Source organism: Rhodophyticola sp. (assembly GCF_965284195.1).
In the GTDB taxonomy this organism is placed as follows: domain Bacteria; phylum Pseudomonadota; class Alphaproteobacteria; order Rhodobacterales; family Rhodobacteraceae; genus Rhodophyticola.
Genome location: NZ_CBDIRM010000001.1, coordinates 3,576,773 through 3,600,743, shown reverse-complemented (window position 1 = coordinate 3,600,743; position 23,971 = coordinate 3,576,773). Strand labels below are relative to the sequence as shown.

At 66.0% G+C, this 23,971-nt stretch carries 29 protein-coding genes and 1 pseudogene; 10 read left to right on the top strand and 20 right to left on the bottom strand.

Annotation, left to right across the window (positions count from 1 at the left end; translation table 11 throughout):
• Positions 1 to 18: 18 nt before the first annotated feature.
• Positions 19 to 858, bottom strand: coding sequence for an EAL domain-containing protein (locus tag ACQ651_RS18000; RefSeq protein WP_227287040.1), 840 nt, complete (start codon positions 856 to 858; stop codon positions 19 to 21).
• A 102-nt stretch (positions 859 to 960) separates the two neighbouring features.
• Between ACQ651_RS18000 and ACQ651_RS17995 the strand changes: the two genes are divergently transcribed.
• Complete coding sequence (locus ACQ651_RS17995; protein ID WP_375550926.1) at positions 961 to 1,533, top strand: DNA-3-methyladenine glycosylase I; 573 nt, start codon at positions 961 to 963, stop codon at positions 1,531 to 1,533.
• 91 nt (positions 1,534 to 1,624) lie between these two features.
• On the opposite strand, the gene ACQ651_RS17990 is transcribed toward ACQ651_RS17995, so the two are convergent.
• Positions 1,625 to 2,176, bottom strand: coding sequence for a TlpA family protein disulfide reductase (locus tag ACQ651_RS17990; RefSeq protein WP_430450035.1), 552 nt, complete (start codon positions 2,174 to 2,176; stop codon positions 1,625 to 1,627).
• Between the two features lie 30 nt (positions 2,177 to 2,206).
• On the opposite strand from ACQ651_RS17990, the gene argH reads away from it, so the two are divergent.
• From argH to ACQ651_RS17970, 4 genes are all read left to right on the top strand, one after another.
• Entirely contained in the window at positions 2,207 to 3,598 is a 1,392-nt protein-coding gene (gene argH, locus ACQ651_RS17985; RefSeq protein ID WP_430450034.1) for an argininosuccinate lyase, read from the top strand.
• A complete protein-coding gene (locus tag ACQ651_RS17980) occupies positions 3,595 to 3,711 on the top strand; it encodes an argininosuccinate lyase (protein WP_227287034.1) in 117 nt (38 codons plus the stop codon). Before argH ends, ACQ651_RS17980 begins: the two co-directional genes overlap by 4 nt.
• Positions 3,712 to 3,806: 95 nt before the next feature.
• Positions 3,807 to 4,277, top strand: a complete 471-nt coding sequence (gene greA, locus ACQ651_RS17975; RefSeq protein ID WP_227287033.1) for a transcription elongation factor GreA — start codon at positions 3,807 to 3,809, stop codon at positions 4,275 to 4,277.
• 42 nt (positions 4,278 to 4,319) lie between these two features.
• Entirely contained in the window at positions 4,320 to 5,336 is a 1,017-nt protein-coding gene (locus ACQ651_RS17970; RefSeq protein ID WP_227287032.1) for a hypothetical protein, read from the top strand.
• A 68-nt stretch (positions 5,337 to 5,404) separates the two neighbouring features.
• On the opposite strand, the gene ACQ651_RS17965 is transcribed toward ACQ651_RS17970, so the two are convergent.
• From ACQ651_RS17965 to ACQ651_RS17945, 5 genes are all read right to left on the bottom strand, one after another.
• Positions 5,405 to 6,667: a molybdopterin-binding protein gene (locus ACQ651_RS17965; RefSeq protein WP_430450033.1), complete on the bottom strand. Its 1,263-nt coding sequence runs from the start codon at positions 6,665 to 6,667 to the stop codon at positions 5,405 to 5,407.
• Positions 6,655 to 7,542 carry a molybdopterin guanine dinucleotide synthesis gene (locus ACQ651_RS17960; RefSeq protein WP_353618455.1) on the bottom strand — a complete coding sequence of 296 codons (888 nt, stop codon included), beginning with the start codon at positions 7,540 to 7,542 and terminating at the stop codon, positions 6,655 to 6,657. Before ACQ651_RS17960 ends, ACQ651_RS17965 begins: the two co-directional genes overlap by 13 nt.
• Positions 7,539 to 8,030: a molybdopterin-guanine dinucleotide biosynthesis protein B gene (gene mobB / locus ACQ651_RS17955; protein ID WP_375550930.1), complete on the bottom strand. Its 492-nt coding sequence runs from the start codon at positions 8,028 to 8,030 to the stop codon at positions 7,539 to 7,541. The genes ACQ651_RS17960 and mobB overlap by 4 nt, the downstream gene beginning before the upstream one ends.
• Positions 8,027 to 8,632: a molybdenum cofactor guanylyltransferase MobA gene (gene mobA, locus ACQ651_RS17950; RefSeq protein ID WP_430450032.1), complete on the bottom strand. Its 606-nt coding sequence runs from the start codon at positions 8,630 to 8,632 to the stop codon at positions 8,027 to 8,029. The genes mobB and mobA overlap by 4 nt, the downstream gene beginning before the upstream one ends.
• An 88-nt stretch (positions 8,633 to 8,720) precedes the next feature.
• Positions 8,721 to 9,614, bottom strand: coding sequence for a formate dehydrogenase accessory sulfurtransferase FdhD (locus ACQ651_RS17945; protein WP_375552819.1), 894 nt, complete (start codon positions 9,612 to 9,614; stop codon positions 8,721 to 8,723).
• Between the two features lie 53 nt (positions 9,615 to 9,667).
• Between ACQ651_RS17945 and ACQ651_RS17940 the strand changes: the two genes are divergently transcribed.
• Complete coding sequence (locus ACQ651_RS17940) at positions 9,668 to 10,375, top strand: AzlC family ABC transporter permease (protein WP_430450031.1); 708 nt, start codon at positions 9,668 to 9,670, stop codon at positions 10,373 to 10,375.
• Complete coding sequence (locus ACQ651_RS17935; RefSeq protein WP_227287027.1) at positions 10,372 to 10,701, top strand: AzlD domain-containing protein; 330 nt, start codon at positions 10,372 to 10,374, stop codon at positions 10,699 to 10,701. Before ACQ651_RS17940 ends, ACQ651_RS17935 begins: the two co-directional genes overlap by 4 nt.
• Here ACQ651_RS17935 and ACQ651_RS17930 read toward each other — a convergent pair.
• Positions 10,698 to 11,159, bottom strand: coding sequence for an Lrp/AsnC family transcriptional regulator (locus ACQ651_RS17930; protein ID WP_227287026.1), 462 nt, complete (start codon positions 11,157 to 11,159; stop codon positions 10,698 to 10,700). The genes ACQ651_RS17935 and ACQ651_RS17930 overlap by 4 nt on opposite strands.
• A gap of 134 nt (positions 11,160 to 11,293) precedes the next feature.
• Here ACQ651_RS17930 and ald point away from each other — a divergent pair, with 134 nt between their 5' ends.
• On the top strand, positions 11,294 to 12,412 hold the full coding sequence (ald, locus tag ACQ651_RS17925; RefSeq protein WP_430450030.1) for an alanine dehydrogenase: 1,119 nt from the start codon (positions 11,294 to 11,296) through the stop codon (positions 12,410 to 12,412).
• A gap of 4 nt (positions 12,413 to 12,416) precedes the next feature.
• Here the strand turns inward: ald and ACQ651_RS17920 are convergent, their stop codons facing one another.
• Together ACQ651_RS17920 and mscL are read right to left on the bottom strand one after the other, a co-directional pair.
• The gene (locus ACQ651_RS17920) at positions 12,417 to 12,971 is read right to left on the bottom strand and encodes a thioredoxin family protein (protein ID WP_430450029.1); all 555 of its coding nucleotides are present in this window, start codon (positions 12,969 to 12,971) and stop codon (positions 12,417 to 12,419) included.
• A 108-nt stretch (positions 12,972 to 13,079) separates the two neighbouring features.
• The gene (mscL, locus tag ACQ651_RS17915) at positions 13,080 to 13,511 is read right to left on the bottom strand and encodes a large conductance mechanosensitive channel protein MscL (RefSeq protein WP_227287023.1); all 432 of its coding nucleotides are present in this window, start codon (positions 13,509 to 13,511) and stop codon (positions 13,080 to 13,082) included.
• Positions 13,512 to 13,679: 168 nt separating this feature from the next.
• Between mscL and ACQ651_RS17910 the strand changes: the two genes are divergently transcribed.
• Positions 13,680 to 14,378 (top strand): glutathione S-transferase family protein, encoded by a 699-nt coding sequence (locus ACQ651_RS17910; RefSeq protein WP_430450028.1) that lies wholly within the window; start codon positions 13,680 to 13,682, stop codon positions 14,376 to 14,378.
• 197 nt (positions 14,379 to 14,575) lie between these two features.
• On the top strand, positions 14,576 to 15,346 hold the full coding sequence (locus ACQ651_RS17905; protein ID WP_430450027.1) for an SDR family NAD(P)-dependent oxidoreductase: 771 nt from the start codon (positions 14,576 to 14,578) through the stop codon (positions 15,344 to 15,346).
• Positions 15,347 to 15,356: 10 nt separating this feature from the next.
• Here ACQ651_RS17905 and ACQ651_RS17900 read toward each other — a convergent pair whose 3' ends face one another.
• The 10 genes and pseudogenes from ACQ651_RS17900 to ACQ651_RS17855 all read right to left on the bottom strand — a co-directional run bounded on the left by ACQ651_RS17900 (position 15,357) and on the right by ACQ651_RS17855 (position 23,962).
• A complete protein-coding gene (locus tag ACQ651_RS17900; protein ID WP_430450349.1) occupies positions 15,357 to 16,976 on the bottom strand; it encodes a GMC family oxidoreductase in 1,620 nt (539 codons plus the stop codon).
• Between the two features lie 48 nt (positions 16,977 to 17,024).
• Positions 17,025 to 17,474: a YtoQ family protein gene (locus ACQ651_RS17895; RefSeq protein WP_375550936.1), complete on the bottom strand. Its 450-nt coding sequence runs from the start codon at positions 17,472 to 17,474 to the stop codon at positions 17,025 to 17,027.
• Between the two features lie 66 nt (positions 17,475 to 17,540).
• On the bottom strand, positions 17,541 to 19,949 hold the full coding sequence (gene pheT / locus ACQ651_RS17890) for a phenylalanine--tRNA ligase subunit beta (protein ID WP_430450026.1): 2,409 nt from the start codon (positions 19,947 to 19,949) through the stop codon (positions 17,541 to 17,543).
• Positions 19,950 to 20,051: 102 nt separating this feature from the next.
• Positions 20,052 to 20,276 (bottom strand): phenylalanyl-tRNA synthetase subunit beta, encoded by a 225-nt coding sequence (locus ACQ651_RS17885; RefSeq protein WP_227287018.1) that lies wholly within the window; start codon positions 20,274 to 20,276, stop codon positions 20,052 to 20,054.
• A 30-nt stretch (positions 20,277 to 20,306) separates the two neighbouring features.
• A complete protein-coding gene (locus ACQ651_RS17880) occupies positions 20,307 to 20,813 on the bottom strand; it encodes a hypothetical protein (RefSeq protein WP_227287017.1) in 507 nt (168 codons plus the stop codon).
• Positions 20,814 to 21,234: 421 nt separating this feature from the next.
• Entirely contained in the window at positions 21,235 to 21,831 is a 597-nt protein-coding gene (locus ACQ651_RS17875) for a hypothetical protein (RefSeq protein WP_227287016.1), read from the bottom strand.
• Positions 21,832 to 21,834: 3 nt separating this feature from the next.
• Positions 21,835 to 22,909, bottom strand: a pseudogene (gene pheS, locus ACQ651_RS17870) (phenylalanine--tRNA ligase subunit alpha).
• A 138-nt stretch (positions 22,910 to 23,047) separates the two neighbouring features.
• A complete protein-coding gene (gene rplT / locus ACQ651_RS17865) occupies positions 23,048 to 23,407 on the bottom strand; it encodes a 50S ribosomal protein L20 (protein ID WP_121896171.1) in 360 nt (119 codons plus the stop codon).
• Positions 23,408 to 23,420: 13 nt separating this feature from the next.
• On the bottom strand, positions 23,421 to 23,621 hold the full coding sequence (rpmI, locus tag ACQ651_RS17860) for a 50S ribosomal protein L35 (protein ID WP_227287015.1): 201 nt from the start codon (positions 23,619 to 23,621) through the stop codon (positions 23,421 to 23,423).
• A gap of 110 nt (positions 23,622 to 23,731) precedes the next feature.
• Positions 23,732 to 23,962, bottom strand: coding sequence for a hypothetical protein (locus ACQ651_RS17855; RefSeq protein WP_430450025.1), 231 nt, complete (start codon positions 23,960 to 23,962; stop codon positions 23,732 to 23,734).
• Positions 23,963 to 23,971: the final 9 nt, after the last annotated feature.

The window sequence follows — 23,971 nt, the reverse complement described above, 5'->3', positions numbered from 1 at the left end:
GCCCCCGGAGAGGGCGGATCAGCCGGTGATGAGGGTCTGGGCCTCCTGCACCTTCCAGGGGGCGGAGAGGCTGGGCGCGGCGAAGTAATAGCCTTGCAGGCAGTCCACCCCGGAATTGACGAGCCATTGCGCCTCTTCCCGGGTTTCGACGGCCTCCGCCACGGCGAGCATGTCGAAATGCCGGGCGATGGACATCAATGCCTGGGTCAGGACCTGATTGTCGGGATCGGAATGGACCTTGCGGGAAAACTGACCGTCGATCTTGAGGATATCGAAGCAGAAATCCTTGAGGTGGCGGAAGGAGGTCTGGCCGGCGCCGAAATCGTCCAGCGCGAAGGTGATACCCTTCTCCTGCATTTCCGCCATGAAGATGGTCACGATTTCGGGCACCAGCATGGCCGAGGTTTCGGTGATCTCCAGAATCAGGCGTTCGACGACATCGGGATGCAGGCGAATGAACTTCTTGAGAATGTTCATCCAGTGCGGATAGCCGATCGACCGGGCCGACATGTTGATGGCCAGCCGGAGCGACGGGTTGGCCCGCAGCGTCTTCAGCCCGATGCCGAGCGCGGCGCAGTCGATCCGGCGGCCCAGCTCCCGGGTTTCGACCGCGCCCATGAAATCGCGGGCGGGGATGACCCTGCCGGTTTCGTCGAAGATCCGGATCAGGCCCTCGTAATAGGCCACGTTGTTGCCCGCGCGCGAGGACACGACCGGCTGAAACGCCAGCGCCACATCGTTCACGTCCAGCGCACGGGCGACCATCGCGATCGTGTCACGGTCCCGTTCCATCACGGCCATGTCCAGCGGGCTGCCCGCGTTGTCCAGATCGCTGAATTTCTGCTGTTGCCCCTGCATGAGCCCCTCCGATCACGGCGCTTGCAGTGTTGCCGCGAAAATCTTTAAGAAGGGATGAATATTCGCATTTTGTTCTAATTTTACGAAACGGGAGACGCCGATATGGCGGAACGCTGCGGCTGGTGCGGAGACGACCCGATCTATGTGGCCTATCACGACGATGAATGGGGCGTGCCGGAATATGACAGCCGCGCCCTGTGGGAGAAGCTGATACTGGACGGGTTTCAGGCCGGGCTGAGCTGGATCACGATCCTGAAGAAGCGCGCGGCGTTCCGCGAGGGGTTCGAGGGGTTCGACCCCAATGTGATTGCCACATGGGGCGAGGCGGAGGTTGCGCATCTGTTGTCGAACCCCGGCATCGTGCGCCACCGCGGCAAGATAGAGGCGACAATCGGAAACGCGCGCGCCTGGCAGAAAATCGAGCAGCAGCAGGGGTTTGACCGGTTTCTGTGGGATTATGTCGGCGGCCGCCCGGTGCAGAACTCCTGGACCGCGCTGGCCGAGGTGCCCGCCTTCACGCCGCTCAGCACGCAGATATCGAAGGACCTGAAGAAGGCGGGGTTCCGGTTTTGCGGCCCCACCATCGTTTACGCGGCGATGCAGGCGATGGGGCTGGTCAACGACCATCTGGTGACCTGCCCGGCCCATGCCCGGGTGGCCGCCCTGGCGCGCTGAGCCCGGCCGCATCGCTTTTCACTAGGTGAAGTTGTCTCGGTGCGGCCGCAGTTGGGTCACGGAAGCGGGACGATGCTGGCGCGGGGCGGGCTTACCCCTCCTCCTCCGCGAGGAGCGCGCGGATCAGCGCCATGGCCTCCGGGCTGGCCCAATCCGCATCGCCGCGCAGGCGGGCGATCTCCTGCCCGTCCGGGTTGAGGATGACCGTGATCGGCAGGCCGAAAACACCCATCTCGCGGGCGATCACCTGCCCCGGATCGCGATACATCGGCAGCGCGTCGATCCCTTCCTCCTCGAAGAAGCGGCGGATCGCCGGGGGCGGGTTGCGTCCGGTCGCAAGGGTCACGACCTGAAACCGCTCGCCCCCCAGCTCGTGCTGAAGGGTGTTCAGATAGGGCATTTCATGGCGGCAGGGCGCACACCACGTGGCCCAGAAATTCAGCAGGATGTAGCGCCCCTGAAGATCGGCCAGCCGATGTTCCACATCCTCCATATCGATAAACGGGGTGTCCGGCACCGGCACCGGCGCGTCATGGAACACCAGCCCGCGCATGTCGCCCACCCGCAGATCATCGAGCGTCTGGGCGTTTGCACCAAGGGCCAAGGCCATGTAGAGCACAGGCAAAATCACGGCACGGATCATCTTTCTGGTCCCTTCCTCGGGGTTCACGACATGACAGACACAAAATCGAACGCGATGTGGGGCGGGCGCTTCGCCGCCGGGCCGGATGCGATCATGGAGGCAATTAATGCCTCGATCGGTTTCGACAAGCGGTTGGCGCGTCAGGATATCGACGGCTCCCGTGCCCATGCGGCGATGCTGGCCCATCAGGGTATCGTCGACGTTAAGGACGCGGACGCGATCCGGGAAGGGCTGCTCACGGTCTTGTCAGAGATCGAGGGCGGAAATTTCGCGTTTTCGACCGCGCTGGAGGACATTCACATGAATGTGGAGGCGCGACTTGCCGAGCTGATCGGCGCGCCGGCGGGCCGGTTGCATACCGCACGCTCCCGCAACGATCAGGTGGCGACCGATTTCAAGCTGTGGGTGCGCGCGCAGATGGATGCCGCGATGGAGGGGCTGGAGGCGCTGATCCGGGCCCTGCTGGGACAGGCCGACGCAGGCGCGGATTGGGTCATGCCCGGGTTCACCCACCTGCAGACTGCGCAGCCCGTGACATGGGGGCATCACATGATGGCCTATGTCGAGATGTTCGGTCGCGATCTCTCGCGCTTTCGCGACGCGCGGGCGCGGATGAACGAATGCCCCCTGGGTGCGGCGGCGCTGGCCGGCACGTCCTTTCCGATCGACCGCGACATGACCGCGACGGCGCTTGGGTTCGACCGGCCCGCCGCCAATTCGCTGGACGCGGTGAGCGACCGCGATTTCGCGCTGGAGTTTCTGGCCACGGCCACGATCTGCGCGATGCATCTGAGCCGCTTCGCCGAAGAGCTGGTGATCTGGTCTTCGGCGCAGTTCCGCTTCGTGACGCTGTCGGACAGGTTTTCCACCGGTTCCTCGATCATGCCGCAGAAGAAGAACCCCGATGCCGCCGAGCTGATCCGCGCCAAGATCGGGCGGATACTGGGGGCGAATGTCGCGCTTCTGACGGTCATGAAGGGCCTGCCGCTGGCCTATTCCAAGGACATGCAGGAGGACAAGGAGCAGGTGTTCGACGCGGCCGACACGCTGATGCTGGCGCTGGCGGCGATGGAGGGCATGGTGCGCGACATGACCGCCAACCGCGATGCGCTGGAAACGGCCGCCTCCTCGGGCTTTTCGACCGCGACCGATCTGGCCGACTGGCTGGTGCGCGAACTGGACATGCCGTTCCGCGATGCCCATCATGTGACCGGCGCATTGGTGAAAATGGCCGAAGACGCCGGGTGCGACCTGCCGGATCTGGCGCTGGCGCAGATGCAGCGCGTCGAGGGCCGGATCACCGAGGGAGTCTATGATGTGCTTGGCGTGCACAACTCGGTCGCCTCGCGCATGTCTTACGGCGGCACCGCCCCGGTGCAGGTGCGGGCGCAGATCGCCCGCTGGAAGGAGCGTCTCGCATGATCCGGTTTCTGGCCCCTCTTCTGATCCTGTCCCTGCTGGCGGCATGTGGCGTGGATGGCGACCCGATCCCGCCGGAGCCGCGCGACGATGATGAGCAGAGCACAAACCTCTAAACGGATTTGCCAAATCCCCGTTGAACAAGCCGCGCGCAGGCCCTAACGTCTGGGCTTTGAGCCTGTTCTCTCCCCTTAATGATGTGACCCTGCACATGGAAAAGATCCCGATGACGCCCGGCGGATACAAGGCGCTGGATGCGGAGCTGAAAAATCTGAGATCGGTCGAGCGCCCCGCGATCATCAAGGCGATTGCCGAGGCGCGCGAGCATGGCGATCTGTCGGAGAATGCGGAGTATCATTCCGCCCGCGAGAAGCAGTCCTTCATCGAGGGTCGGATCAAGGAGCTGGAGGGGATGCTGGGCCTGGCCCAGGTGATCGATCCGGCCAAGCTGTCCGGGGCGATCAAGTTCGGCGCCACCGTCGATCTGGTCGACGAGGATACCGAGGAACAGAAGACCTATCAGATCGTCGGCGAGGCCGAAGCCGATATCGAAAGCGGTCTGCTCAACATCAAATCGCCGCTGGCGCGCGCCTTGATCGGCAAGGATGAAGGTGACAGTGTCGAGGTGAACACGCCCGGCGGAAGCAAGGCCTATGAGATCGTGAAGATCTCATATATCTGAGCCCCAATACCGCCGTTTGTCCCTGCGCAGGACCACCTGACGATGTCTGACCCGAAACAGCCCGTCCCGCTGGAGCTTGGCGTTTACGCACAGCAGCCGACGGCCCCGCGGATCACCGGGATCGAAGTGATCGCGCTGATCCTGACGGTGGTCTGGCTGGCGGCCGTCGCGCTGTTTTTCTGGGGCATGGATGCGGGGCCCGGTGGGGTGGCGGGCGGCGCCAGCCTTGCGCTGACCCTGCTGGCGATCCTGATGCCCATAGCGCTGATCTGGGTGGCGGCTTCGGCGGCGCGGACCGCCCGGGTGATGCGGGAAGAGGCCGCGCGGCTGCAAAGCTCCATCGATGCCATGCGCGCGGCCTATGTGGCCGGCCAGCAGCGGGGGACATTGGACATGAAGCCCGACATGGTGCGCAAGCTGGAGGAGATTGCCGAGGCGCAGCGCTCCACCGAGGTGAAGCTGGCCACCTTCACCTCCATGCGATCGCAGGGGGTGATATCGGAAAACCGAGCCGCCGTGGCGCCCGCCCCGCCCGACGAACATCAGGCGAGCCTTGGGCTGGGCACACCCGCGGAGGCGCTGAAAGAGCCGATTTCCGTGGCCGATTTCGTCAAGGCGCTGAACTTCCCCGAAAACGAGCATGACAAGGAGGGGTTCCGCACCCTGCGCCGCGCCCTGGAAGATCGCAGCACCGAACGGCTGGTTCGCGCAAGCCAGGATGTGCTGACGCTCCTGTCGCAGGACGGGATCTATATGGACGACCTGCGCCCCGACCGGTCAAGGCCCGAGATCTGGCGCAAATTCGCGGCCGGGGAACGGGGGCGGGCCGTCGCCCCCTTGGGTGGTATCCACGACAGATCGTCGCTTGCGCTGGCGGCAGGGCGCATGAAGCAGGATCCGGTGTTCCGCGATGCGGTGCACCATTTTCTGCGCCAGTTCGACCACACGTTTCTGGGGTTCGAGAAACACGCCTCCGACGAGGAGATCGCGCGGCTGGCCGAAACCCGGACCGCGCGGGCCTTCATGCTGCTGGGCCGGGTGACGGGCACCTTCGACTGAGCCCGCGCCGGCCGGGCGAAGCCGGGAGACTCTCGGCATCGGCCTCCGAAAGGACGGGCTGCCCCTGATCAGATCCCGAAACCGGCATAGGGAAGATAGACGACCGGGGTGCCGGGCGTGATCTCGGCCGCTTCGGACGGCAGTTCCACCAGCCCGTCGGCCCATGAAAGGCCGGAGATGCGCCCGGAGCCTTCGGATTTGAAGACCTCCGCCGCGCCATCCGCGGTGAGACGGGCCCGCAGGTATTCGGCACGGCCCGGTTTCTTGGATTTCGAGAACCCCGCCGGAACCGTCAGGCGCAAGGGTTCGGACCAGCCCGCCCCCGACATCAGCGCAAGTGCCGGACGTGCGAAGATCAGCGTGCAGATCAGCGCCGCCACCGGATTGCCGGGCAGGCCGAAGACGGGCGTGCCCCGCCACATGGCCAGCGCCAGCGGGCGGCCGGGCTTGAGCGCGATGCGCCAGCTTGTCAGCCGCCCCTCGGTCGAGAGCAGGGCCGAGATATGATCCTCGTCCCCGGCGGATGCGCCGCCGGAGGTGAGAATGGCATCGGCCTCCGCGCCCCTGTCGAGCGCGGCGCGGATCTGCACCGGATCATCGGGCTGGCGGCCAAGGTCGATGACCTCGTGCCCCCAGGCCTCTACAAGCGCGCGCAGCATCGGGCGGTTGGCATCGTAGATCTGCCCCGCGGCAACCGGCGCGCCGGCCTCCCGAAGCTCGTCGCCGGTGGACAGGATCGCGACCCTGAGCGGCGCATGAACCGGGATTTCGGCGTGGCCGGTGGCCGCCAGAAGCGCCAGATCCGGCGGGCGCAGCCGATGGGATTTCGGCAAGACAAGGTCGCCTGCGGCCATATCCTCGCCCGCCTTGCGGGTGTTCGCGCCCGGTTTGATCGGGCCGTGGAAGGCGATGGCCGTGTCGGAGACGGTGCAATCCTCCTCCAGCACGACGGCGTCGACACCCTCGGGCAAACTCGCGCCGGTGAGAATGCGGAGCGCCTGCCCCCGGGGGAGTGCAGCGCCGAAGGGCTGCCCTGCCGCGGCGCGGCCCGCGGCGAGTGGAAGGGTTTGCGGCCCCGCGCCCGTTGCGGCATGGGCGAAGCCATAGCCATCGACCGCCGCGTTCGGTTGCGGCGGATTGGCCCGATGGGCGTAAAGGTCCGAGGCGAGAATACGCCCTTTGGCCTGCGCCAGCGGCACGGTTTGCGGGCGCGCGACAGGATGCAGCGCCGCCCGGAGCCGGGACAGCGCCTCGGGCACCGGGGTCCAGTCGACGCCGGGTGGCAGGGCGAAGCAATCGTCCTTGAGCGGGGGCGGGGTCAGCTTGCGCATGATGCGGGCTCCAACAGAAGACGGTCATGGCCGAGGCCGAGGATCCAGCCCTCCTCCGCGTCGCCTTCGGCAAGCATCCCGGTGAGCGCGGCGGGCGGAAGGGCATGGAGCGCCTGCGCCAGAACGCGCACCTGCGCGGCATCGAGGATCTCGCCCGTGCGGCGGCGCGCCGCGACCAGCCGGTGAAGCAGCGACGGGTAGACCTCCGCCAGCACGATGGGCGTCACCGGCGGCTGGAACGGGCTGACCGAGATCGCCGTGCCGAAACGCTCCCGCAGGTGGTTCAGACGCGGCAGGCCGAGCAGGACCTGAGACCCGACCGCGCCGGTGGTGTAGAGCTTCCAGCAGGGCTGCGCCCGCGGCAGGCGGCGCTCGACCTCCCGCCGCTCGGGCAGGCCGTGGCCATGGCGCAGGCTGCCGCGTTCCGGCAGATCGGGATTGGCCTGCGATGGTGGGCAGCCCCAGAACGGGCCGACACCGGGGAAAAGGCGGTTCAGCTCGGTGGCGACGCGAAAGCGGTTGTTGGCATTGTCGGCGGCGTCCTCGATCCGCGCCGACAGCGCCTGCCAGAGGATCAGCGGATCGTCGGTGCCGGTCAGCGCGCGCGCGAAACCGCGTGGATATCCGAACGGAAAATCGAACCCCGCAAGCAGGCGGTGGCCTGCATCCAGTGCGGCCGAGATATGCGCCACGAGGGCCCGCGTCGCGGCATCGCGGGTGCGGTGATAGCTGACGCGCGGGTCGGTGTTGGACCCGTGCGACACCGCCATGAAGATCGCGTCCGCGGTGGGGGCCGCGGGCGACGGCCGCGACCGGGCGGACCAGTCGACCACGATGACGGTATCGAAGCCCGCATCGGCGGATGGCCGGCTCACAGCGACAGCTCCCGCGCGATGAAACCCGCGATGCCGGCAGTGTCGTCCAGATCGAAGACGGGGCGATCCAGATCATGCGCACTGTCGCTGGCCACGGCGCGGATGGTCGGATCGTCCGGCGCAAGCAGCCGCTGGCCGGCGGCGGCGCGATAGGCCTCGATCTTGGGATGGGGGCTGCGCTTGTATCCTTCTACAAGAACCAGATCGACGGGCGACAAGCGGGCCAGCAGCGCATCGAGCGACGGCTCCGGCGCGCCGCGCAGTTCGGCCATCAGCGCCCATCGGGCTCCCGATGCCAGAAGCACCTCGGTCGCGCCGGCCTGACGGTGGCGGAAACTGTCCTTTCCGGGCTGATCGACGTCGAAGGCGTGATGAGCATGTTTGAGCGTGGACACCGACAGGCCCCGGGAGGTGAATTCGGCCACGAGACGTTCCATGAGGCCGGTCTTGCCGGTGTTCTTCCAACCGGTGACACCCCAGAGTTTCATGGCAGCATTCCTTCGGCGACGGCGAGGTCGTCGGGCGTGTTGACGTTGAAGAACGGATCGAACGGGGTTGCCGGGAACATCGCGCTGGCGGCTCCGTGCCGGTCGGTCCAGAGAACGACCTTGCGCAGGCCGCCGGCCAGCGCCTCCCTCAGGTCGTCGCGAAGCGCGACGGGCCAGAGCCCGAAGGTCGGGTGGCGCAGCAGCTTGTGCGGGCCGGGCGTGGCGGCCAGCGCGATCTGCGCGCCCTGCATCTCGGCGGCCCGGGTCAGACGGCTGACCAGATCAGCCGGAAAGAACGGCGTGTCCGCAGCGGCGGTGACGATGTGGCTGGCCCCCTGCACCGCGGCCCAGTCGAGACCGGCAAGCACCCCCGCCAGAGGGCCGGGATGATCGGCCACCCCGTCGGGCAGAACCGGCAGACCCAGATCGGCGAAACGCGCGGGATCCCCGTTCGCGTTCAGCGCCAGCGTGCTCACCTGTGGGCGGAGGCGGGTGATGACATGCGACAGAAGGCTTTGCCCGCCCAGCATCAGGCGGCCCTTGTCGCCGCCGCCCATGCGCCGGGCCAGACCGCCCGCGAGGATCACACCGGGGGGGGTCATGCTTGCCCCCCTGCCGGGGCGTGCAGGCCCGGGTGCACAAAATGGGAACGGCAGCGCGGCGGATGAGGCCCCCGTGTCGGCAGATGGTTCATTCCGAGGCCCCCTTGCGGCGATGGCGCCGGCCCTCTTCGGGAACCACCGCCATATCCGCGTCCCGCACCAGCCTGTTTTCGCCCGCGAGGCAGGTAAACCGCTTGCCCTTGAGCCGGCCGATAAGGGTGAGACCGACCTGGTTCGCGATCTCCACGCCCCAGGCCGTGAAACCGGACCGCGAGGCGAGAACGGGGATGCCCATCAGCGCGGTCTTGATCACCATTTCCGAGGTCAGGCGCCCGGTCGTGTAAAGGATCTTGTCCTGCGGGCCGACGCCTTCGGCCCGCATCCAGCCGGCGATCTTGTCGACGGCATTGTGGCGACCCACATCCTCCATATAGACCAGCGGGCGATCCTGCCGGCACAGAACCGTGCCATGGATCGCCCCGGCCTCCAGATACAGGCTGGGCGTGCGGTTGATCTTGTGGCTGAGCGCGTAGAGCCAGCTTGTGCGCAATTCGGCCGCCGGCAGTTGCAGCCCCTCCAGCCCGGCCATCATGTCGCCGAAAACCGTGCCGACGGCGCAGCCGCTGGTCCGCGTTTTCTTCTGCAGCTTGGCCTCGTGGTCGGTCTCGACGGCGGTCCGCACCACGACCACCTCCAGCTCCGCATCATACTCGACGCCGGTCACCTCCTCCCCGGCGGAGAGCATGCCCTGATTGGCCAGAAAGCCGAGCGCCAGATACTCCGGATAATCGCCGATGGTCATCGCCGTGACGATCTCCCGGGCGTTCAGATAGATGGTGAGCGGGCGTTCCTCCACCACGCGGGTGTCGACCGGGCGGCCCGCCTCGTCATGGCCCGCAACAGAGCGCGACAGACCCGCGCGGGCGGGATCGGGGGCGATCAAATAGCCGTGATCTGGCTCATCAAGAACACTCAATTGCATCTCCGGTGTGCGGACGTTATGGCGGTTGGTGACCCACACTCTAGAGGCCCCCCATGCCAGCTGCCAGCACCAAAAGCGCCTATTGGCAAGGCCTTCGCGCCGGGCTGCCGTTTTTGCTCGTGGTGATGCCCTTCGGAATGGTTTTCGGCGTGGCCGCGACCGAGGCGGGCCTGAACCTTGCGGAGGTTATGGGCTTTTCGGTGCTGGTGATCGCAGGTGCGGCGCAGTTCACCGCGCTTCAGTTGATGACAGAGAACGCGCCGACGCTGGTGGTGCTGATCTCGGCGCTGGCGGTCAACCTGCGGATGGTGATGTATTCCGCCGCGCTCACCCCCTATCTGGGCGACGCGCCGATCTGGCAGCGCGCGCTGGTCGCCTATGTGAATTTCGATCAGAACTACGCCCTGTCGGTTCAGGAATACGAGGCGCGGCCCGAACGTCCAATGCCGGAGAAAATCGCGTTCTATTTCGGGGCGACCACCCCGCTGGCGCCGGTCTGGCTTCTGGCGACATGGCTGGGGGCGGTTCTGGGCATGCTGATCCCCGCCGAATACGCGCTGGATTTCGCCGTGCCGATCGCGTTTCTGGCCCTTGTCGGCCCCGCCCTGCGCACCCTTGCCCATATGGCCGCCGCGCTGACATCGGTGGTCATGGCGCTGGTTTTCGCGGCGGTGCCCTACAATCTCGGCGTGCTTCTGGCCGCCGCGCTCGCGATGATGGTGGGCGCGGAGATCGAGCGGCGGATAGCGGGGCGCGGATGACCTATTCCGATATCGAGATCTGGCTGATCATCGTCGTTCTGGCCATCGGCACCTTTCTGATCCGGTTTTCCTTTCTGGGCCTGATCGGCAATCGCAAGGGCCCGCCATGGGTTCTGAGGCATCTGCGCTACACCACCGTGTCCGTGTTGCCGGCGCTGATCACGCCGCTCGTGCTGTGGCCCGACGCCACCGGTGGCCAGCCCGACCCCGCGCGGCTGGCGGCGGCGGCCATGGCGCTGGCCGTGGGATACCTGATGAAAAGCGCCGTCGGCGCGATCCTCGCGGGGATGGGAACGCTTTATCTGATGCTGTACCTGACCGGCTAGACCGGCAGGGCCGTGGTCTGGACCACGGTTTTCAGCCCGAAGCTGGACTGCATTCGCGCGACGCCCGGCAGGCTTGCCAGACGCTGCCGGTGGATCCGCGCGAAATCCTCGCTGTCGCGGGCCACGACCTTCAGCAGGTAATCGGCGCTTCCGGCCATGAGATGGCATTCCAGCACATCGGGCACCTGCGCCACCGCCCGTTCGAACGCCCCGAGCAGTTCATTGGCCTGCCCGCTCAGCCCGATCTCGACGAACACGGTCGTGACCCGGCCCACCGCCCGCGCGTCGACCAGCGCCACGTAATCGCGGATCACGCCGGCCTGTTCCAGCCGCTGCACCCGCCTGTGGCAGGCCGAGGGCGACAGGTGAACCTGTTCCGAAAGCTCGGCATTGGTCATCCGCCCGTCGCGCTGCAACAGGCGCAGGATGCGCTGGTCCATTTCGTCGATTTCGATCATTACGCACCCGTTTCCCGCAAATTGCCCCACATGTCGGAAATTCTTGCGGCAAGCCCGTGAAACCGCAACCAGATTTCAAAGCCTTTCCGAAGAAAACATGCGACATCTGTGCCAGGAATGGGAGGAGACACCAGATGATTATCGGCTGCCCGAAAGAGATCAAACCGCAGGAATTCCGCGTGGGCGTGACGCCCGTGGCCGCGCGCGAGGCCGTCGCCCATGGCCACAAGGTGCTGATCGAGGCGGGGGCGGGCATCGGCGCCGGCTTCTCCGACGCGGATTACATCGAGGCCGGGGCGGAGATTGCCGATGGCGCTGCGGATGTCTTCGCGCGGGCCGAAATGATCGTGAAGGTCAAGGAGCCGCAAGCGGGGGAGCGCAGGATGCTGCGCGAGGGGCAGGTGCTGTTCACCTACCTGCATCTGGCACCGGACCCGGATCAGACCAGGGATCTTCTGGCCTCGGGCTGCACCGCGATTGCCTATGAGACCGTGACCGACCGGAACGGCGGCCTGCCGCTTCTGGCCCCGATGTCGGAGGTTGCGGGGAAACTGGCGCCGCAGATGGGCGCATGGACCCTGCAGAAGGCCAATGGCGGGCGCGGCGTGCTGATGGGCGGCGTGCCCGGTGTCGGACCCGCCGAGGTGGTGGTGATCGGCGGCGGCGTCGTGGGCACCCATGCGGCCCGCGTGGCCGCGGGCATGGGCGCGAAGGTGACGGTGCTGGACCGGTCGCTGCCGCGGATGCGGTATCTGGACGATGTCTTCGGGGGGCAGTTCGGCACGCGCTATGCCAGCGCCGGGAACACCGCCGAACTGGTCGCGCAGGCCGATATGGTGATCGGCGCGGTTCTGGTGCCCGGTGCGGCGGCGCCCAAACTGGTCAGCCGGGCGCAACTGTCCGACATGAAACCGGGCGCGGCGATCGTGGATGTGGCGATCGATCAGGGCGGTTGCTTCGAGACCTCGAAGGCCACCACCCATCAGGATCCGATCTACGAGGTCGACGGGATCATGCATTACTGCGTGGCGAACATGCCGGGGGCGGTTGCGCGCACCTCGACCCTGGCGCTTGGCAACGCGACGATGCCGTTCCTGATTGCTCTGGCCGACAAGGGCTGGAAGCAGGCCTGCACCGACGATCCGCATCTGCTGGACGGGCTGAACGTGCATGCCGGCAAGCTGACGAATTACGCGGTGGGCAAGGCGCTCGGCATCGACGTGCTGTCGCCCAATCTGGCGCTGAAGGCCTGAGCCGTCAGGCGGCGGCCCATTTGATCGAGCATCCCATCGACGGGATCTGATCTTCCGGGCCGCGGCCGGTTTCCGCGACCTGCCGCATCGCCTCGAACAGGTCGCGGCGCAGATCGGGGGGGCCGGCCTTTGCCCGCGAGGCATCGAGCCTGCCCCGGTATTGCAGCGCGCCGTCCGCATTCAGGCCGAAGAAATCCGGCGTGCAGGCGGCCCCATAGGCGCGGGCGACGGATTGATCCGCATCATGGAGATAGGGGAACGAAAACGCCTGCTCCCTGGCCATTGCGACCATGCCGTCGAACCCGTCCACCGGGTATTGCTCAGGGTCATTGGAGCAGATCGCGGCGAAGCCGACCCCATGGGAGGCCAGATCGCGCGCATCCCGCACCAGCCGGTCGATCACGGCCAGCACATAGGGGCAATGGTTGCAGATAAAGGCGATGACCGTGCCGTTCTGGCCCATCACATCGCGCAGGCCGTAGCGCCGACCATCGGCCGCGGGCAGATCGAAATCGGGTGCCGCCCAGCCGAAATCGCAGACGGGAGGGGTTGCGGCCATGATCAGTCTCCTTGCGCTATCTGGACCGGATGCGCGATTGTACCGACCCGGCGGCGGACATGCAAAGACCCGCCGCAGCGGGCGGGCCTGTGCGGCGTCGGGCCAGGCTCAGGCGCGTTTCAGCGAATCCCGGATCTCGATCAGGATATCCAGTTCGGAAGGGCCGGTTTCCACTTCCGGCGCCACCTCGTCGGGTTTTTCGGCGGCGGCTTTCACCTTGTTCACGAAGCGCACCAGCATGAACACCACGAAGGCGATGATCAGGAAATTGATGACCGCCATGGCGAAGGCACCCCATGCGAAGATCGACGCGCCCGCCTCCCGCGCGGCTTCCAGAGATGCGCCCGCCGGCACCTCGCCTGCCAGCACAAGGTAATTGTTGGTGAAGTCCAGACCGCCGGTGAACAGCCCGATGAACGGGTTGATCAGATCGGCCACCATCGACGACACGATCGCCGTGAACGCCGCGCCGATGATGATGCCGACGGCCATATCCATGACATTGCCCTTGGCGATGAAATCCTTGAATTCGTTAAGCATGGGTCGATCCTGTGTTGTCCTGTTATCCCTCTGTGCCGGGGGCCCGGGCGCACGCCCCGATGGTGCCTCCGCGCACAGTCGCATGCGCATAGTGATACATTTTCGGCTCTGGCCCAATGGGAAAGGGTGCCTATGTGTCACCCCTGACCCGAAACCGAAGGTGTATTCATGGCCGATCTTTCCGCATTCCCCATCACCGCCCGCTGGCCCGCGTCCGACCCGGACGTGATCCAGCTTTATTCCTTTCCCACGCCAAACGGGGTGAAGGCCTCCATCGCGCTGGAGGAGATGGGGCTCGCCTATGAGGCGCATCGGGTCACGCTGGCCGATGCGGATGTGAAAAGCGAGGCGTTCCTGTCGCTGAACCCCAACAACAAGATCCCCGCCCTGATCGACCCGAACGGGCCGGGGGGCGCCCCCATCGGGCTGTTCGAATCCGGGGCGATCCTGATCTATCTGGCCGAGAAGACGGGCCAGTTGATCGGCGACGGCCCGGCGGAGAAATACAAGGCCATCCAATGGGTCATGTTCCAGATGGGCGGGATCGGCCCGATGTTCGGGCAGCTTGGCTATTTCGCGAAATTCGCGGGCGCCGAGATCGACGATCCGCGCCCGCGGGAGCGGTATCTGAACGAGGCCAAGCGCCTGCTGGCCGTGCTTGACCGCGAACTGGAGGGCAAGAGCTGGATCACCGGCAGCTATTCCATCGCCGACATCGCCATCGCGCCATGGCTGCGCGGCCTTGATTTCTATGGCGTGAAAGAAGCCGTGGGCTGGGACGGCTACGGCAATGTGGTGGCCTATCTCGACCGGTTCGTGGCGCGCCCGGCGGTGCAGAAGGGCCTTGTGACCCCGCCACGCGACTAGGACCGAAGCGGCGCATTTCCGCAAGGGCGGCACCCCCGGGGCCGCCCCTGCCCGCCTGCATCCGATGTGGCCGCGGTTTAACCTGAGGCATAGCGGGGCGGCGGCACCCATGTCTTGATACCGCCCGACCCCCGGCCGCCGGGCGCACGGGGGCCCCGTGCGCAATGGCGCCATCACCCGAGGATCGGAGGTATCACATGACAGAACTGACCGGGAAAACAGCCCTCATCACCGGCGGGGCGGCAGGCATCGGCCTGGAGACCGCCCGCCTGTTTCTGATCAGGGGCGCGAAAGTCGCCATTGTCGATCTGAAGGAGGGCGATCTGGACCAAGCGGCCCGCGATCTGGACGCGGGCGACGCGCTGCTGACGATCGCGGCCGATGTCTCCTCCGTCGAGGATACCCGGCGCTACGTGGAGCGGACCGTCGCGGATTTCGGCGAGCTCGACATCTTCTTCAACAATGCCGGGATCGAAGGCAAGGTCGCGCCGCTCGTCGAACAGGATATCGCGGATTTCGACAGGGTCATGGCGGTGAATGTACGCGGCGCGTTCCTGGGCCTGCAACATGTGCTGCCGGTGATGATGAAACAGGGCCGCGGCAGCATCATCAACATGTCGTCGATCGCGGGCCTGAAGGGCAGCCCGAATGTCGCGCCCTACATCACCTCCAAACATGCGGTCGTGGGCCTGACCCGCGCCGCCGCGATCGAGGCGGCGGGGGCGAATGTCAGGGTCAACTCGGTCCACCCGTCGCCGATCAACACCCGCATGATGCGCGCGCTTGAGGAAGGGTTCAATCCCGGTCACGGCGCGGAGGTGAAGGAACAACTGGAACACAGCATTCCGCTGGCCCGCTACGGCGAGGCGGGCGATGTGGCCAATCTGTTGCTGTTTCTAGCCTCCGACGCGTCGGCCTTCATCACCGGTGCGCAGTATCCGGTGGATGGCGGCATGGCGGCGGGGTGACGCGCCCCTGCTAGACCGGCGCGGGGCGCTGCCCGGGCTGGATCAGGTCGGCGGCCTTTTCGGCGATCATCATGGTGGGCGCGTTCGTGTTGCCGCCGATCAGCTTCGGCATGATCGAGGCATCGACGACGCGCAAGCCCGCGACGCCGTTCACCCGCAGGGCCGTGTCGACCGCCGCATCGGCATCTGAGCCCATCCTGCAGGTGCCCACGGGGTGATAGATCGTGTCGGCCCGGCTGCGGATATCCTCCTCAAGGGCACGGTCGCTGCCATCATGGGGATAGAGGCGTTCGCCGCGCCATGGCGTCAGCGCATCGGCCTGCATGATCCGCTCCATGATCCGCGCGCCCTGTTTCAGCGTCTCCAGATCCCGCGGATCGCTCAGATAGGCGGGGTCGATCCGCGGGGCGGCGGAGGGGTTCGTGCCGTGCAGCCCCACATGACCGGCGGAATGCGGGCGCAGGACGCAGATATGGCAGGAATAGCCATCGCCGAAATGCAGCTTGCGCATGTGATCGTCGACGATGCCGATCACGAAGTGGATCTGCAGGTCCGGCCGGTCGAGACCGGGGGCGCTGCGCAGAAAGGCGCCGCCTTCGGCCATGGGCGAGGCGAAAAGCCCCTGCCCCGTCTTGCGCCAGCGCAGCCCGGCCCGGCCCAGCCGGCGCAATCCGCGCGGGTTCAGCCCCACCACGTCCCGCCGGCGGGATTTGTAGGACAGCACATAGTCCAGATGATCCTGCAGGTTCCGCCCCACCTCCGGCAGATCGCGGATCACCGGGATGCCATGGGCGCCCAGTTCCTCCGCGGGGCCGATCCCCGAAAGCATCAGCAATTGCGGCGAGCCGAAGGCGCCGGCGCTGAGGATCACCTCCCGCCGGGCGCGCAGCACACGGGCCCGCCCGCGATGGCGTATGCGCACGGCTGTCGCGCGGCCTTCTTCTATAACGATCTTTTCGCTCAGCGCGCGGGTCAGCACCATCAGATTGCCGCGTCCCATGGCAGGAAAGAGATAGGCCGCCGCGGCGGAACACCGCTCCCCCCGCTGCGGGCCGTCCTGAAACTGGGTGACGTGATACAGGCCCGCGCCCTCCTGTACCGGGCCGTTGAAATCCGCCGTCTGGCGGATCTGCAGGCTTTCGCAGGCCTCGACGAACGCGCGGGTGATCCTGCGCGGCGCGCTTTGCGGGCCGACCTGCAAGGGCCCGTCGCCGCCGTGAAGGGCATCGCCGCCGCCCGCGAACCGCTCGGACCGGCGGAAATAGGGCAGAACGCCGGACCAGTCCCAGCCGTCACACCCCCGATCGGCCCAGTCGTCGTAATCGCCGCTATGGCCCCGCACATAGAGCATCGCATTGATCGCCGAAGACCCGCCGAGCGCCTTGCCGCGCGGCTGGAACCCGCGCCGCCCGTTGAGCCCGGGCTGCGGCTCCGTATGGAAGGCCCAGTTGTTGATTTTCGGGCGGCCCGAGACCATCGCGGCCACCAGAGCGGGCGCGCGGATGAAGATATCCCGTCCGCCGCCGCCCGCTTCGATCAGGCACACGGTCGCGTTCGGATCTTCCGAAAGCCGCGCGGCAAGCACGCATCCGGCAGACCCACCGCCGACGATGACGTAATCGAACTCCATGACCGTCATGCTACGCCTGTGCGGACGCAGGCAAAGCAGAACCCCACGTCAGGACGGCAACTCACCGGTCAGGACATAGCGCAGGATCTCGACCACCTGGCGGGGTTCCTCGGCCACGGCCAGCGCGGCGGCATGCACTTCCTTCAGCGGATGCTGGTGTTCGGGCCGGCTGAGCACGATCAGCGATTTGCCGAGCGCCGCCGCCATGCCCGCATCGAAGGCCGCGTTCCATTGCTTGTACTGCTCGCCAAAACGCACAACGACCACATCGGCCTGCTCGATCCCCATGCGGGTGCGGATGGCGTTGACCTTGGCCCCCTTGTGGTCATGCCAGAACTTGTCGGACTCGGCGCCAAGAATGGCGACACCGCAATCATCGCTGGCCGCGTGATCGGTGACCGGGCCGCCGAAGGTCACGTCCAGATCCTTGGCGCCTTCGACGATCTGTTCGCGCCAGTCGGTATGAATCTCGCCCGACAAATAGACTTTCAACGACATGTGTCCGCCTTTCCTTGCTTACATGATGGTGCGGGGCCCCTCCCTCAGGCGCGCAGGCGCGCGGTTTCAGCCCCGCAGAACGCCGCCCGTGGCCTTGCCGACCTTCTCCACGATTCTGGCCGCCACGGCCTCGATCTCCTCCTCGGTCAGCGTCTTGTCCCGGGGTTGGAGCCGCACGCTCAACGCGATGGATTTCCGGCCCTCGCCAAGCGCGCCGCCGATGAACTCGTCAAAGACGCGGACATCCTCTATCAACGCCTTGTCCGCACCGGCGGCGGCGTTGACGAGGCTGAGCGCCTCCACCCCGGCATCGACCACGAAGGCGAAATCACGTTCGACCGCCTGCAGATCGCTGATCTGCAAGGCCCCACGGCTGGCCCCGGTCGACCGCGCCACAGGCACTTCCGCCGGCCAGATCGTGAAGGCCATGGCCGGGCCCCTGACATCCATCGCGGCCAGAATCCGGGGATGCAGCTCCCCGAAGACGCCCAGCACCTTCTTGGGGCCAAGGCAGATCATCCCGTGGCGGCCCGGATGCCACCAGTCCGGCGCGCCGCGCAGGATCTGCACCTTGGCGGGCGCGCCGATGGCCGACAGGACGGCCTCCGCATCCGCCTTCACATCGAAGACATCGACCGCGCGGCGCGCACCATGGGGGTCGCGCGGCCCGGTCTGGCCGATCAGAAGCCCCGTCGCCAGCAGATGCTGCTCGCCCGGTTCTCCGCCGTGAAAGACCGCCCCAAGCTCGAACAGGGCCAGATCCATCATGCCGCGCGCCTGATTGCGGGCGGCGGCCTGCAACAGGCCCGGCAGCAGGGCCGGGCGCATGTGACTCATCTCGCTGGAGATCGGATTGTCCAGCATCGTCGCATCGTCCCCGCCGCCGAACAGGTCTGCGCTGGCCCGGTCGATGAAGCTGTAGGTGACGCATTCGTTGTAGCCGAGCGCGGCCATGGTCCGCCGGGCGGTGCGCTCGCGGCGCTGGAGGGGCGTGAGCACAGGCGCAGGGACGCCCGGTTTCGGGCGGCGCAGGGGCTTCGGCTCCAGCCGCGTGAGCGACGCCATCCGCGCCACTTCTTCCACCAGATCGGCCTCGCCCTGAATGTCGCGCCGCCAGCTTGGCACCCAGACCTCCAGCACGTCGCCCGCCCCGGTTGCGGAGAAGCCGAGCGCCGTCAGATAGCGGATCTGATCGTCCTTCGGGATCTCCATGCCCACAAGGCTGACCACCCGCGCGGTATCCAGCATATAGCTCCGGGCCGTCTGCAAGGGCGCGCCCGCCTCCACCACATGAGACGGCGTGCCGCCGCAGAGATCGAGCACCATGCGCGTCGCCGCCTCAAGCCCGGGCAGGGTGAACTCCGGGTCCACGCCGCGTTCGAACCGGTAACGCGCGTCGGAGTTGATCTTGAGCGCCCGGCCCGTTTCGGCAATCTCGATCACGTCCCAATAGGCGCTTTCGATGAACACATTGACCGTCTCGCCGGTGCAGCCGGTCGCGGCCCCGCCCATCACGCCCGCGATGCTTTCGGGGCCGGTGTCATCGGCGATGACCATCTGGCCCGGCTGGAACGTGTAACTCTTGTCGTCGAGCGCCATGATCGTCTCGCCGCCCCGGGCGCGATGCACCCGCAGGTTGCCCGCGACCTTGTCCGCGTCGAACACATGGAGCGGGCGGTTCTGGTCGTAGGTGAAGAAATTGGTGATATCGACCAGCGCCGAGATCGGCCTGAGCCCGATCGCGCGCAGCCGGTCCTGCAACCATTGCGGCGACGGGCCGTTGGTGACGCCCCGGATCACGCGGCCCGCGAAATGCGGGCAGCCGGGGCGCGTGTCGTCGTCGATGGCGACCTTGATCGGGCTGTCGAACGCGCCCGGAACCGGCGCGATCTCGTGCGGCTTAAGCGTGCCCAGACCCCGCGCCGCCAGATCGCGGGCGATGCCGCGCACGCCCAGCGCATCCTGCCGGTTGGGCGTGATCGCGATTTCGATCACCGGGTCGACCTTGGCGGGGTCATGCACCGCCAGCCAGTCGACGAAGCGTTGCCCCACCTCGCCCGAGGGCAGTTCGATGATGCCGTCATGCTCCTCCGACAGCTCCATCTCGCGTTCCGAGGCCATCATGCCGTGGCTTTCGATCCCGCGGATCTTGCCGATGCCGATCGTGGTGTCGATGCCCGGCACGTAGACGCCCGGCTTGGCCACGACCACGGTGATCCCCTCGCGCGCATTGGGCGCGCCGCAGATGATCTGTTTCACGCCCTCGTCGGTCTCCACCTGACACACGCGCAGCCGGTCGGCATCGGGATGCTGCTCGGCCTTGATGACCTTGCCGATGGTGAAATCCCCGAGCCGTCCGGCGCGGTCTTCCACGCCTTCCACTTCAAGGCCCAGATCGGTCAGGGTCTCGGTGATCTCGTCCAGTTCCGCCTCGGTTTCGAGGTGATCCTTCAACCAGGACAGGGTGAATTTCATCGGTCCGCTCTCATGTCAAAACTCGGGCCGAGCGATAGCGCATGCGCAAGGGGATGAAAACCCGGCGCGCGCGTCCGCCCGTATGCCCCGGCCCGCGCGAGGCTACCGGTCCTCGCCGCGCTCCCGCTCCGCATTGCGCCTTTCGACCGCGTTCAGCCAGCGCGCGACAAGGAAAACCGGACCCAGAACCACCGCCCAGGCAATCGCATTGATCACCGTGAAGCGAAGCGCCACATCGCGCGGCATGTCCGAGCGCCACATGGCCACATGCGCGCCGATCACGAGAACGGCGATGACGAGCAGGGCGACGCGGGCGCGGGTGGACATGGGCGACGGCCTCCGAAATGGCGGCGCGCCCTACATCATGGCGTCGATACCCACGATCATCGACATGGCGAAGAACAACACACATGTCACGACCGTGAGCACGATCACCCGATTGAAATAGCGCACCTGTTTGATCGCTTCGATCTGGAGGTAGAACGCATCGGCCACCCGGTCCAGTTCGAACACATGGCGCAGCCGGGGCGAGGGCTCGTAGATCAGACACCGCAGCAGGAACAGGATGGAGACCGAAATGCTGACGATCTGCGCGAACATCAGCAGCAGCGTGAGCCATCGCTGATCCAGCGAGAAGATGAAGGCCGAGGTGGCGAGGATAATCGCCAGTACGGCCAGCAGCGCGGAGGATTTCGCGTCGATCTCCGCCATGATCTGGCGCGCTTCGTCCTGATCCATGTTGGCCACGCCCACATCGGCCTCGATCTCCAGGCAGACCGGCTGCAACACCAGATCTGTGGCGTCGGGCATCAGGGTCCGGTCCATGATCCGGACCATGTTCTGGAGCGAGAGGGCGGATTTCATGGGCGCGATCCTTCGGGCTGGCCTGGACCGTTACGTGTGTGTGACGGCGGCGAGGTCAAGATGCGGGGCGCGCGCCGGGGGTGCGGGGGGCCTCCGCTGTCAGCCATAGGCGCAACACAGGCCGGGCGGAGGTCTGCGCGTGGGAGTGAGGGCCGAGAAAGAAAGGCTCCGGTGGAGCCTTTCAGGCCTGAACAGGCGGAGCCTCGGGCGCATTTGCCCTCCCGCAAAATGAGAGCCGGGCGCGCGCCTGCCCGTGGGGTGGCGCTGCAACGGGTGGTCAGCGCACTTTATGCCAGCCAAGCACATCTAACGTGGTGTCTGCACTGGTCCGCAACCAAAGCGCCAGCCCGCCGGGACGGGCAGGCGCTCGCCCGGCGCTTTCAGCGCTGTTCGGGCGGGGCATCAATCTAAAGAGGAACGCCTACTTCTCAACGTCCAAACGCGCAAACGGCTTGAGCTCTTCTTCGATAAGCTTCACTGCAGCAAGTATCCTTTGTCCAAGGTCATCACTCTTAGAAAAACTACCGTAGACTTTGCCGCGTAACTCGCGACGGTGTTCCCGAACAGATGCATCGATACTAGGTTCGTCCGAGTAGTCAGCAAGAGTTTCAATCGCGACTAAGACTTCGTTTCGCGCTTTTAATAATGCTTCGACTGCCTCGTTTACCGCTTCGTTTCCAATTATAGTCCGTTCACGGATGTGAGCTTCACGTAGCCTTTTGAAGAGATCGTTGTATTTGGCTACTCGCTCGTATCGTTGCTGGTAGCCATATTTCTTGTCGTGCAACTTGTCTTTCGGAATAGAGTCAAAGGGATTGCGGATATCCTTCATGGCGTCGTCGACATTGAGAGCCAAAGCAATGAGTTCTTCTGCTACTTCTGCGCGCTTGAGCAGCCGCGTGTTTCGCTGCACTTCGTCAACTTTTTTGCTTGCGCGAAATAGGCCTACTACTACCGCCAGAGCGCCCACGGCGGCTGCAATTGAGCTTATCCAATCAGGGATCGATGCGCTGGACACCCCTCACACCCCACCATGCACGCTCGGCACCTCCAGTGCGCTGAACCCATAGTGCCGCAGCCAGCGCAGATCGCTATCAAAAAACGCGCGTAAATCCGGGATGCCGTACTTCAGCATCGCGATCCGGTCGATGCCCATGCCGAAGGCGAAGCCCTGCCAGTCGTCCGGGTCCACGCCCGCCGAGCGGAGCACATGCGGGTGCACCATGCCCGAGCCCAGCACTTCCAGCCAGTCATCGCCTTCGCCCACCTTCACGGTGCCGCCTTCCCATGAACACTGGATATCCACCTCCGCCGAGGGTTCGGTGAAGGGGAAATGCGACGCGCGGAAGCGGGTTTTGACGGATGTGCCGAAATAGGCGGTGAAGAACTCCTCCAGCACCCATTTCAGGTTCGCCATGGAGATGTCGCGGTCGATCGCCAGACCCTCGACCTGATGGAACATCGGCGAATGGGTCTGCGTCGTAATCGGCACGGTAGACGCGGCCCGGCGCGATCACGCGGACGGGGGCGCCGTGGGCCTCCATATGGCGGATCTGCACAGGGCTGGTGTGGGTGCGCAGCACATGGGGCGGGCGGTTATCACCTTCGCGCCGGTGGGTGTAGAACGTGTCCATCTCGGCCCGTGCGGGATGGTGGCCGGGGATGTTGAGCGCGTCGAAATTATACCAGTCGGTCTCGATCTGCGGGCCTTCGGCCACGGCGAAGCCCATATCGGCGAAGATCGCGGTGACCTCTTCCATCACCTGGCTGACCGGGTGGATCGTGCCGGCGCGCCGGTGCCGGCCGGGCAGGGTCACATCCAGCCATTCGCCGCGCAGCCGCTCCTCCAGCGCCGCATCGCCCAGGGCTGCCTTCTTGGCGGCCAATGCGGAATTCACCTCGTCCTTCAGTGCGTTCAGGGCCGGGCCCGCGACCTGCCGCTCTTCCGGCGTCATGCGGCCCAGTTCGCGCATCTTCAGGCTGATCTCGCCCTTCTTGCCAAGGGCGGCCACCCGCAGTTCTTCCAGCGCGGCCTCGTCGGCGGCCTCGGCGATGCGCTCCAGCCAGCCGCCGCGCAGATCGTTCAACCCGTCCATCTCAGGTCTCCATCTCAAGTCGGGTGTCAGCTATCACAGCCCCCTCCGATTGCAAGCCGGGCCGGTGCCCGGAACCAAAAAGGCCCCGCAGCCGGATACCGGCGGCGGGGCCCAAAGCTCTGTCAAGGCAGGCGCTGGTTAAAGCGCGGCCTTGGCCTGGGCCACGATGGCCCCGAAAGCCTCTGGTTCATGCACGGCCAGATCGGCCAGAACCTTGCGGTCCACCTCGATCCCGGCAAGCGACAGGCCGTTGATGAAACGCGAATAGGTCAGCGCCTCGTCATGGGAGCGGACGGCCGCGTTGATCCGCTGGATCCACAGCGCGCGGAACTGGCGCTTGCGGTTCTTGCGGTCGCGGGTTGCGTATTGGTTGGCCTTGTCGACGGCCTGGGTCGCGGTCTTGAAGTTCGTGGAGCGGCGGCCATAGTAGCCTTTTGCCTGGTCGACGATCTTCTTGTGACGGCGATGGGTGACGGTTCCACCTTTGGTGCGGGACATATCTCAGGCCTCCTTAGCGCGCGTAGGGCATGTAGGATTTGACGATCTTCTCGTCGGGCTTCGACAGCGTCGTCGTCCCCCGCGCTTCGCGGATGAACTTCGTCGACCGCTTGATCATCCCGTGCCGTTTGCCGGCCTGGCCAGCCTTGACGCGGCCCGAGGCCGTCATCTTGAAGCGCTTCTTGGCGCTCGATTTCGTCTTCATCTTGGGCATTTCCGTCTCCTAACTCTGGGTCGGTTCAGGCGCGACTCGGCATGCCACTTGGGCCGGCCGCACCGATAGGAAAGCGCGATGTAGCGCCGATTGACGTGTCACGCAAGGGGTCAGTTCAGGATCCGCGCCGCCACCGCGATGAAGGCATCCGGAATGTCCCGCCAGACAAGGCCGGCCTCCTGCGTGAAATGCACGAACGCGAAAAGACAAAGGCCGATCAGCAGGCTGGTCAGGGCGGGCACCGAGAGGACCCGATCCGCCCAGGACGACACCATCGAGGCGAGGGCAAGGCCCGTCACCAGCGTGGCGATGACCAGAAGGATGTCGGCCGGGACGGTCATGGGACCATG

Excerpts from the sequence above, each read along its gene's own strand:
- ACQ651_RS17885 (WP_227287018.1), bottom strand. The coding sequence starts at position 20,276 with ATGTCCACCCGCGCCCGCGTCGCCCTGCTCGTCATCGCCGTTCTCGTG.
- ACQ651_RS17930 (WP_227287026.1), bottom strand. The coding sequence starts at position 11,159 with ATGATCGAAATCGACGAAATGGACCAGCGCATCCTGCGCCTGTTGCAG.
- mscL (WP_227287023.1), bottom strand. The coding sequence starts at position 13,511 with ATGCTTAACGAATTCAAGGATTTCATCGCCAAGGGCAATGTCATGGAT.
- ACQ651_RS17940 (WP_430450031.1), top strand. The coding sequence starts at position 9,668 with ATGCCAGCTGCCAGCACCAAAAGCGCCTATTGGCAAGGCCTTCGCGCC.
- ACQ651_RS17910 (WP_430450028.1), top strand. The coding sequence starts at position 13,680 with ATGGCCGATCTTTCCGCATTCCCCATCACCGCCCGCTGGCCCGCGTCC.
- ACQ651_RS17895 (WP_375550936.1), bottom strand. The coding sequence starts at position 17,474 with ATGTCGTTGAAAGTCTATTTGTCGGGCGAGATTCATACCGACTGGCGC.
- ACQ651_RS17855 (WP_430450025.1), bottom strand. The coding sequence starts at position 23,962 with ATGACCGTCCCGGCCGACATCCTTCTGGTCATCGCCACGCTGGTGACG.
- ACQ651_RS17965 (WP_430450033.1), bottom strand. The coding sequence starts at position 6,667 with ATGCGCAAGCTGACCCCGCCCCCGCTCAAGGACGATTGCTTCGCCCTG.
- ald (WP_430450030.1), top strand. The coding sequence starts at position 11,294 with ATGATTATCGGCTGCCCGAAAGAGATCAAACCGCAGGAATTCCGCGTG.
- ACQ651_RS17905 (WP_430450027.1), top strand. The coding sequence starts at position 14,576 with ATGACAGAACTGACCGGGAAAACAGCCCTCATCACCGGCGGGGCGGCA.
- argH (WP_430450034.1), top strand. The coding sequence starts at position 2,207 with ATGACAGACACAAAATCGAACGCGATGTGGGGCGGGCGCTTCGCCGCC.
- pheT (WP_430450026.1), bottom strand. The coding sequence starts at position 19,949 with ATGAAATTCACCCTGTCCTGGTTGAAGGATCACCTCGAAACCGAGGCG.
- ACQ651_RS17920 (WP_430450029.1), bottom strand. The coding sequence starts at position 12,971 with ATGGCCGCAACCCCTCCCGTCTGCGATTTCGGCTGGGCGGCACCCGAT.
- ACQ651_RS18000 (WP_227287040.1), bottom strand. The coding sequence starts at position 858 with ATGCAGGGGCAACAGCAGAAATTCAGCGATCTGGACAACGCGGGCAGC.
- ACQ651_RS17990 (WP_430450035.1), bottom strand. The coding sequence starts at position 2,176 with ATGATCCGTGCCGTGATTTTGCCTGTGCTCTACATGGCCTTGGCCCTT.
- greA (WP_227287033.1), top strand. The coding sequence starts at position 3,807 with ATGGAAAAGATCCCGATGACGCCCGGCGGATACAAGGCGCTGGATGCG.
- ACQ651_RS17945 (WP_375552819.1), bottom strand. The coding sequence starts at position 9,614 with ATGCAATTGAGTGTTCTTGATGAGCCAGATCACGGCTATTTGATCGCC.
- ACQ651_RS17880 (WP_227287017.1), bottom strand. The coding sequence starts at position 20,813 with ATGAAATCCGCCCTCTCGCTCCAGAACATGGTCCGGATCATGGACCGG.
- rpmI (WP_227287015.1), bottom strand. The coding sequence starts at position 23,621 with ATGCCCAAGATGAAGACGAAATCGAGCGCCAAGAAGCGCTTCAAGATG.
- rplT (WP_121896171.1), bottom strand. The coding sequence starts at position 23,407 with ATGTCCCGCACCAAAGGTGGAACCGTCACCCATCGCCGTCACAAGAAG.
- ACQ651_RS17995 (WP_375550926.1), top strand. The coding sequence starts at position 961 with ATGGCGGAACGCTGCGGCTGGTGCGGAGACGACCCGATCTATGTGGCC.
- ACQ651_RS17900 (WP_430450349.1), bottom strand. The coding sequence starts at position 16,976 with ATGGAGTTCGATTACGTCATCGTCGGCGGTGGGTCTGCCGGATGCGTG.
- mobB (WP_375550930.1), bottom strand. The coding sequence starts at position 8,030 with ATGAAACTCTGGGGTGTCACCGGTTGGAAGAACACCGGCAAGACCGGC.
- ACQ651_RS17935 (WP_227287027.1), top strand. The coding sequence starts at position 10,372 with ATGACCTATTCCGATATCGAGATCTGGCTGATCATCGTCGTTCTGGCC.
- mobA (WP_430450032.1), bottom strand. The coding sequence starts at position 8,632 with ATGACCCCCCCCGGTGTGATCCTCGCGGGCGGTCTGGCCCGGCGCATG.
- ACQ651_RS17980 (WP_227287034.1), top strand. The coding sequence starts at position 3,595 with ATGATCCGGTTTCTGGCCCCTCTTCTGATCCTGTCCCTGCTGGCGGCA.
- ACQ651_RS17970 (WP_227287032.1), top strand. The coding sequence starts at position 4,320 with ATGTCTGACCCGAAACAGCCCGTCCCGCTGGAGCTTGGCGTTTACGCA.